The sequence below is a fragment of the Longimycelium tulufanense genome (genome assembly GCF_014645795.1).
GTDB classification, from domain to species: domain Bacteria; phylum Actinomycetota; class Actinomycetes; order Mycobacteriales; family Pseudonocardiaceae; genus Longimycelium; species Longimycelium tulufanense.
This window is the reverse complement of the sequence record NZ_BMMK01000037.1, coordinates 23,088-31,769: the sequence shown is the minus strand read 5'-3', so window position 1 is coordinate 31,769 and position 8,682 is coordinate 23,088. Positions and strand designations below refer to the sequence as shown.

Sequence of the window (8,682 nt, the reverse complement as noted above, 5' to 3'; positions counted from 1 at the left end):
ACCCGCGTGCGGGTGGGCCACCACGTCGAGGCCGCCAGCGGCCTGACCGCGACACGGTCACCCCACCCCCGGAGGGGCAAGGGTCGCCAAACAACCCCTGGCGGCGATGACCCGCCGCGCCCCAAAGGCGCACACAAGCCCGTGTTCACGGCGGATCCCGGCCAGGCTAACGCATTCCTGCCCCGCGGAGTCCGGGTCGGCGGGGAGGTCATGCGACCGGGGCACGAGGATGCCGCCGGGGTCGGCGTGAGTGTCCTCGCCGCAGGGTCTCTTCCGGTGGCGTCACGTGCCCGGCGCCGGGTCTCTACCCGATGCGGTGCCGGCACCCCCTGCAACCCCGGCGCCACCCTGTCCACTCGGCCCGGCCGAGGCGGGGCGGACGCGAAACCGGCGTGCCCCGCACCAGGCCGCGCGGGCGGGCCGTGTCCGGGGTGCGGTGGGTGCCCGGTGCGCACCCTGACAGCCCCCGCGCGTGGGCACCGCGACCCGGATGGTCCCTGGCGTGGGCGGCCGCCCGGCACGCTGCCCGGGTGGGCCGAGGCCACCGTCTGCCGCGGGTCCGGTGAGGGTGGGTTGCGTGACGTCGAAGGGTTTGCGTCCGGGGTGGTCCGGGAGGGGCGCGCAGTGTGTTCGGCCCGCCCCTCCAAAGTCAAGGGTGCTGCGCATCGGCTTCGCCGACGGCCTTCGGCCGCCCTTGACTTCGGAGCCTCTGCGGGCCTGGGGCAGGAAGCTAGGGGGCAGGCCACGGGCCTGCCCCCGGCGTGCGCGCGCCCCTCCCTCCCCACCCCTCAGCCGACGCTCACCCACCCCCGGGTTCCCGCCTGCCCGACCGCGCGACGGACACGCAGGAACCCCCGACGGCCCCGTCTCCCCGGTGTCGGGGCACCGCCACCACCCGCCCACTGCGACCACCGAAAAACACGCCCCGAAGAACCCCCACAGCGACAGAAAACAGTTACCGACGTCGGTGCGCATCAACCCTGTTTTCCGCCTCGGCGACAATGAGGGAACCGACGTGGTCGATTGCGCGAGAAAGCCTCGCATGGCATCTGACCTGCACATATACCAGAATGGGTGAACGGGAAAAGCTGGAGTCAGGGGTGGTCGTCTGGCTATACTAAGGGCCCGAGGAAACGGGAACGATTCGCCAAACCGTCCCCGATCCTCACTCCCATAAAGTACACAATAAAAGGGGCAATTTCATGCTTGCTGTTGATTTCTGCCCGCGATACCGCAGCATGGTCGACCCGTTTGCGATGCTGTCCGCATCGGTGGAGTGTGACCGGGCCGCCGCCAAGGCCCAGGCCCGCGCGTGGTTGGACAGCGCCGCACCCGCCGAGCTGGTGATGGTCTACGCAGCGGATGTCACCCTGCGGAGCCGGCCCCGGTCGGGCCGGGCGATCCTGCGGGAGTGGTGGCGCCGCAGCGCCGCGCACCGCGACCTAATCGCGGCCGTGATGCGACACCGGGACACCGACCCCCCGCAGTCCCCGACCGCGTCGGGCCACGGCGACCCGGACGGGGATCTGCCCGCGTGGTGGTATGCCACCCGGCCGGGCCGGTTCCGTGCCCTGGTGGGAAAGATCCGGGCGGATGCGGGGATCGGCTACGAGGAGGCCACCCAGCACGCCACGGCCCACATCCGGCAGTGGTACGCCGAGCAGGCCGACACCGGGTGGACCGCCGACCGCGCGTGCACGTGGGGTTTCGAGGTCACCCGGCGCCATGACCCCCGCGTGATCCGGGCGCCCCGGTCCCGTGCGGCCGCCGCGCGGCGGGCCGACGATGACACGCTCATGCGCGCCTACACCGCCACCCGCGCGGGTGTGGACGACGAGCCCTGGCGCGACGACGATTCGCCCCTGGCCTACGAGGAGCCCGAGGACCGCCCGGACCAGGCCACCACGCTCGACCCCACCTGGCACACCCCCTGCGTGGTGTGTGGGATCGAGCGCAGCACCGCCGAGCAGCAGCCGGCCCCGGGCCGCGACGATGACGGGTTGTGCCAGGCGTGCCGGGACCGGAACGAGCGGGGCATCCCCCAGCCTGCCGCCGGGCACCCCCGGACCCGGGCAGAGTGGGTCGCCGCCCGGTGCGCCTACCTCACCACCGCCTATCCCACCGCCGCCCGCCGGATCCTCGGCCGGTACTGGCAGGTGGCCGGCGAGGCTGACCGCGCCCACATCCAGGCATGGGCCACCCGCTACCTGCCCCGGGCGCTGGCCCCGACGCTGGCCGCCGTGCCCGGCCAGCGCCCCCCGCAGCCCTCCGCCGCCGTCCAGCGCCGCCGGATGCGCGCCCACTGCGCCCGCATCCTCGCCCAGCACCCGCCCCTTGCCGCCCGGGACATCCTGACCATGGAGTGGCAGCGCGCCACCGGTGCCGCCCGCACCGTGGTCGCAGACGTGATGCGGCAGCACCGGGCGACCTTCACCCAGGCCGCCGCCGAGGCCCCCGACCAGTCCACCGCCATGGCCCGGCGGTGCCTGGCCCTGGTCTCCTGCGCCGCCACGGTGGACCAGGCCCGCGAGCGGCTACGCGACCTGTGGCGCCGCGTCCCCAGCCCGCGTGCCCGGGACGCTATCCGGGAATGGGTCACGCGGCACAGCGCGCGCCTGGACCCGTGGGTGAACTCGGCGGAGCAGTGGGACAAGGACCACCACGGGCCGTGCCGCCGCTGCCGCCGGGTCCCCACCGTTACCGGTAAGCGGGTGGGATTCCTCCGCCGGGGCCTGTGTGTCGAGTGCCGCCGCCAGGCGCACACCGAGCCGCCCACCACCCCCACCGCCCGCCTGCCCCGGGCCAGCTAACCGACCCCGCCGCCGCTGTCCGGCCGGGCGTGGTGTCCCGGCCGGACAGCCCCCAAGCTTCCAGGAGCAACCCCATGTTCTCGATGTTCTCGACCGTCTTTCGCCGCCTGCGCCGTACCGCCCCGACCACCCTCACCCCCACGCCGGTCGCCGCCACCCCCGACCCCCACCCCGAGCCTGACCTTCCCGTCGGCCCCGAGTGCCTTGTGTGCGAGAACCCCGGGCCGGGTACCTGCCCGGGGTGCGAGCGGTTCGTCAGCGTGTGCGAGTACTGCGGGGATGAGTTCGTCGGCGCGCGCCGCTGCTGCTCTACCCCGTGCCGCAACGCCCTCGGGTTGCGTGGCACCGACGACCCGTGGTTGTGCGTGTGCTGCCACGCCGAGCCGCTCGACCGGGACCCGTGGTGGTTCCATCGGGCGGGCGAGCCCTACGACGTGACGCGCGCCCTGTGTCAGTGCTGCTACGTCTGCTGTTGCCCAGAGCGCTGTTCGCGCGCGATGACGCGCTAGCGACCATCGCCCCACGGTGGCGGTACGGCTGACGGGGTCGGCCGTACCGCCATCCTTTGCGTCCCGCCGCTGCCGCCCCCGCTCACGGTGGCCGCGTCCCCGGCCGCCGGGGTCGGGGTGGCGCGGTACGCAGGGGGCCCGGCCCCCTGGACCCCCAGCCCCGGCGACCCGCCCCGCGCGGTCGTGTCGAGGGTGGCCGGGTTGGTCAGCGCGGGACGGGCCGCCGGACCGTCGCCCCCGGTTCGGCTGTCCCGGTCAGCCGACCCTGTGGCCGGGTGATGCCGGACCGCTCGCCGTCGTCCCCCGCGTCGCCGGCCGCCGCGCGCGTTCCCGAGCCCCGCACCGACACCGAGAACGGCCCGACCCCCCATCGCCGTACCCGAAAGCGGGTGCCCGGCCGCCGCCGGGCACCCGCTTCTTTCGTGGGTCGCGGTGGGTCGCCCGGCCGCCGGGTGTGCCGCCGCTGATCACCACGGCCGGCCCGGTCCCGTTCCTGTCCCGCACCCTCGGCTGTCCCGCCCACCTTCCGGCCCCCTCCCCTGGCACCGCGACCGCCCAGCCCATCCCGGTGGGCATCGGCCCTCCCGACCCCGTACCGCCGGGGCACCTGACCTTCTCTCCTCCCCGCCACACAGCACCTCTTGCAGATGCTCTGCCACCGGCCGCGCGTGTGCTTCCGCAAATGCTTGTGGTGGTGGTGTCGCGTGTGGATAGTGGAGGGGCAGACGCGCCGCACCTCCCTCATTGGCAGCGACGTCGACCGTGATCCACGACGTGGTTTCGCCTGGAGGGAGGTGCGGCGCTCGTCATGATGGCGTTGCGGAAGATGACGCCCGGCGGCTACGAGTACCTGGTGGGCCGCACCGCGTGCGCCGACGAGCCGCTGGCGCCGGGCCAGTCGCTGGCGGACTACTACACCGCGCACGGCTACCCGGCCGGGGAGTGGATCGGCGAGGGCGCCCGCCAACTCGGCGTGTCCGGTGCGGTGACGGCCGAGCAGATGACCGCGCTGTTCGGTGAGGGCCGGAACCCGAACGCGGATGCGATCGAGGCCCGGATGATCGCCGAGGGTACGTCCGTCGACGACGCCCTGCGCGCCACCCAACTGGGTCGCCGGTTTCCGCAGTACGAGGCCACCGCCGAGATCCGCCGCCGCGTGCTGTCGGCGTACCGGGACCACAACACCGGCCATGGCCGCCCCGTGGGGGCGCCGATCCCGGAGTCCGAGCGCGCGGCGATCCGCGCCCGGGTGCAGGCGGAGGTGTTCGCCGCCCACCACGAGGGCCGCGCTCCGGCGGATGAGAAGGAGTTGCGGGGGTGGCTGGCGTCCGAGCGTGCCGAGGTCCGTACTGCGGTGTCCGGCTACGAGCTGGTGTTCGCCCCGCCGAAGTCGGTGTCGGTGCTGTGGGCGCTTGCGGAACCGGACGTGGCGCGCCAGATCCTCCACGCCCACCAACAGGCGGTGCGGGACACGGTGACGTGGCTGGAGGACAACGCCTGTTACACCCGCGCGGGTGACCAGGGCCAGGCCCAGGTCGACATGGACGGCATCTGCGGGGCGATGTTCGTGCACTGGGACTCCCGCACCGGGGACCCGCACCTGCACACCCACGTCCCCATCTCCGCGAAAGTGCGCCGCACCTTCGACGGGACATGGACCACCTTGGATGGGCGAACCCTGCTGCACGCCACGGTGACCGCGAGCGAGCACTACAACAACCGGCTGCGGGATTTGTTGCGCGACATGGGTGCCCGCTGGGTGCCACGCCCGGCCGACGGCATCGACCCCAAACGCCCGATCCTGGAGTTGGACGGGGTGCCCCTCGACCTCATCAAGACTTTCTCGCAGCGCTCGGCGCAGATCGAGGCCGAACGTGCCCGGCGCATCGTGGACTTCCGCGCCGCCACGGGGCGGGAACCCACGCCGGTGGAGTTGGTGGAGCTGGGTCGGCGTGCCCAGTACGACACCCGCGCGGGCAAGCAGCCGCCGCGCAGCCTGGCCGACCACCGGCGCGGTTGGCGGGAGTTCATCGACTCCGTGATCGGCCAGACGCAGCGGGAGTCGCTGGCCGCGACCGTGTTCGGCCACCGCGAGGAGCTCTCGCCGGTCGACATTGCGACGTTGGCGAAGCAGACCGTGGCGGCGGTGGCCGAGGAACGCGCCACCTTCACCCGACTCAACCTCGAGGCCGCCGCGCACCGACAGACCGAGGAACTGCACGTGGGCGGCGACCAGCGTCAGACGCTGGTCGCGGCGGTGGTGGAGACGGTGCTCGCCGACCCCGACACCGTCTGCCTGCACCCGCCGGCCGTGGTGGAAGAACCCCACGGGCTGACTGAAACCCGACGCTGTCTGAACAACGAGGGCGTGTTCACCCCGCATCACGGCATCCGCTACACCACCATCGCGACGTTGCGGGCCGAGGAGGACCTCGTTGCTGCGGCCCGCGAACACGGCGGTCACCGGGTACCCGAGGCGTTGGTGCGCAGCGCCATCGCCACCAGCCGCGCCTCGCTCAACCCCGGCCAGCGTGCCCTGGTCACCGAGTTCGCCACCTCCTGCCGGCGCCTGCAGTTGGCGCTGGCCCCGGCCGGGACGGGCAAGACCACGGCGATGCGGGTGCTGGCCCGCGCGTGGCGGGCCAGTGGCGCCCGGGTGTATGCGTTCGGGCCCTCGGCCCGCGCCGCGCAGGAGTTGGGCGCGGCGATCGGGGCACGCCCACACACCCTGCACCAGGTCACCACCGCGCTGGAGGCAGGCGTGGAAGACCGTGCTTTCCCCTTCACCGGAGGGGATCTGGTGTTGGTGGACGAGGCGGGCATGGCCGGTACCCACACCCTGCACCGGGTCGTCGCCTACGCCCTGGAACGCGGCGCGGACGTGCGGCTGGTTGGGGATGACTGCCAGCTGGCCGCGGTGGAGGCCGGCGGCGCGATCCGGCTGCTCGCCCAGGAGACCGGGGCGCTGACCCTCACCGAGGTGGTGCGGTTTCGTGACCCCGATCAGGCGGTGGCCAGCCTGCGGATCCGGGACGGCGCCCCGGAGGGGCTGGACTACTACGTCGACCGCGGTTGGGTGCACGACGGGTCGATCGAGACCCTGCGCGCCCGCGCCCACGCCGCGTGGCGGGCGGACCTGGACGCCGGCACGGAGACGCTGCTGATCGTCGGCTCCCACGAGAACGTGGTCGCCTTGAACCTGGAAGCCCGCGCCCTGCGTGTGCGACGACGCGAGGTCGCCCCGGCCGGGGTTGTGCTGCACGACGGCACCCCCGCCGGGATCGGGGACTGGATCGTGACCCGCCACAACGACCGACGCCTGGGGGTGTTCGGGGCCCGGGACTTTGTGAAGAACGGCGACCGCTGGCGCATACTGGAACACCAGCGCAGCGGGGCGTTGCGCGTGCAGAACATGGCCAGCGGCGCCACCGTCACCCTGCCCGCCAACTACGTCGCGGAGAACGTCGAACTCGCCTACGCCGCCACCATCAACCGCTGCCAGGGCATGAACGTCACCGGCAACTCCCACGGGGTGATCCCGGAAGGCGCCACCCGCGAGCAGCTCTACACCATGCTCACCCGCGCCCAAGGCGCCAACCACCTCTATGTGCCGACCGTGCACCACGTCGCGGACCCGGACTTCCACACCGAGACGCCGCCGGAGGCCAGCGCCCGCGGGGTGCTGGAGGGCATGCTGGCGCGCAGCAGCCAGGAGCTGTCGGCCACCGAGCAGCTGCGCACCGCGCTGGCCGAGGCCGAGTCGCTGCCCACGCTGGTCGCCTACTACGACTACGCCGCCGAGCGGCTGTCCACCCCCCGCTACGAGTGGCTGGTCCGCGGCCGGCTGCCCCACGTCCTAGACGCCGACGCGTTCCCCGCCCTGCTGCAGACGCTGCGCAACGCCGAGGACGCCGGCTGGCAGGCCGAACACCTGCTGGCCGTCGTGGCGGCCCACGGCCGCCTGGAGGGCGTCGACGACCCGGCGGCGGTGTTGGTGCACCGGATCGAGCAGCACGTCGAACAGCACGCGCGGCCACCCCGCGACATCGAACCCCATCCCGCCCAAGTGCAGCACTGGCAACAGCTCGTCGGCGACGCGCTTGCTGGGGTGCGCGTCGATGGGCCCAGCTGGCAGGCGGTGTGGCGGCTGGCCGCCGGCGGCGTCAGCGAAGGCCTGGACGTGAACACCGCCCTCCAGACCGCGGCCTCCAAAACCGGGGCCACCGGGCCCTGGCACGGCCGCCTCCTCGCCCCGCAGCTGGTCGCCGCCATGGCCGCCGGCGAGCTGGTCACCCAGCTTGATGCGCAGCGTGCCACCGGCCGCGACGACGTCGTCCCCCTGCCGTGGCTGCCCCGCCACCCCTACGCCGCATCCCGTCCCCCGACCAGCTTCCGCGACAGCGGCCTGCAGGACCTGCTGGATCGGGCCAACGACGCGATCGCCGCCCGGGTCGCCGAACTGCGCGAGACCGTGGCACGCGAGCAGCCGGCGTGGGCGGCCCCGGTAGGCCCGCGTCCGACTGACCCCGACCACGCTGCGCGGTGGGACCGCGCGGTCGAACTCGCTGCGGCCTACCGGGAGCTGTACCGCGTCACCAGCGTCACCGCCCCCGTGGGGGCGCCACCGGACCAGAACCAGCCAAGCCGCCGCCACCGCGCCTACCAGGCCGCGCAGAAGGCGTGGTCCGCCGCCGTGGCTCCACCGGTGTCGGCCACCACAGCGGGAACTTCGCCCCCGGTGGGCGCGACGGCCTCCGCCCGCACCAGCACCGGCCCGATGGCGTCTGCCTCCAGTGCGGCCGCGGCGCACACCCGATCGTCGACCTCACGCGCGGGCCGCGCCTCGACCTCGTCGGCGTCCGCGGGCTCCCGGGGCACGGGTGGGCCGGGGGCCACCACCGCCTCCGCCCCCACCGCGGCGGCGAGACCCCGGCCCGGGACGCCGTCACCGCCACCGCCAACCACAGCACGGAGTACGCCCATGACCGGCAACACCGCCTCCCCTGGCACGCACCGGCAGGACCCAGCACGCCTGCCCACCCTGCTGGAGCAGGTGCGCCGCTTCACCGAACGCCGCGGCGCCGAGGCGGGCCAGCACGATCCCCACGCCCACGCCGCCCCCACCGGCGATGCCGAACGCCGCGCCGAGGACTACCGCCGCCGCCACGGCGAAGGCAGCCACCTGGGGCTGTAGCCGCAGGCGTTCCCCAGCGGGACTGTAGAACTCTCGTTGGACAGACCCCAGGCAGGGGAGCCGGGCGAATCAGCCGGACCACGGGTGTACAGGGAAGGCAAACACGCGGTGGTGATCGGTCGCTCCACCGTGGTGGGTAAACCGGTGGCGCACCTGCTGCTGGCCCGCC

General features: G+C 73.7%; 3 protein-coding genes. All 3 read left to right on the top strand.

Going from position 1 to position 8,682, the window contains the following annotated elements; genetic code table 11:
* Nucleotides 1-1,202 precede the first annotated feature (1,202 nt).
* Nucleotides 1,203-2,810 carry a hypothetical protein gene (locus tag IEY55_RS32655; RefSeq protein ID WP_189061253.1) on the top strand — a complete coding sequence of 536 codons (1,608 nt, stop codon included), beginning with the start codon at nucleotides 1,203-1,205 and terminating at the stop codon, nucleotides 2,808-2,810.
* A gap of 74 nt (nucleotides 2,811-2,884) precedes the next feature.
* Nucleotides 2,885-3,319 carry a hypothetical protein gene (locus tag IEY55_RS26340; protein WP_189061252.1) on the top strand — a complete coding sequence of 145 codons (435 nt, stop codon included), beginning with the start codon at nucleotides 2,885-2,887 and terminating at the stop codon, nucleotides 3,317-3,319.
* 808 nt (nucleotides 3,320-4,127) lie between these two features.
* Entirely contained in the window at nucleotides 4,128-8,513 is a 4,386-nt protein-coding gene (gene mobF / locus IEY55_RS26335; RefSeq protein WP_229686771.1) for a MobF family relaxase, read from the top strand.
* Nucleotides 8,514-8,682: the final 169 nt, after the last annotated feature.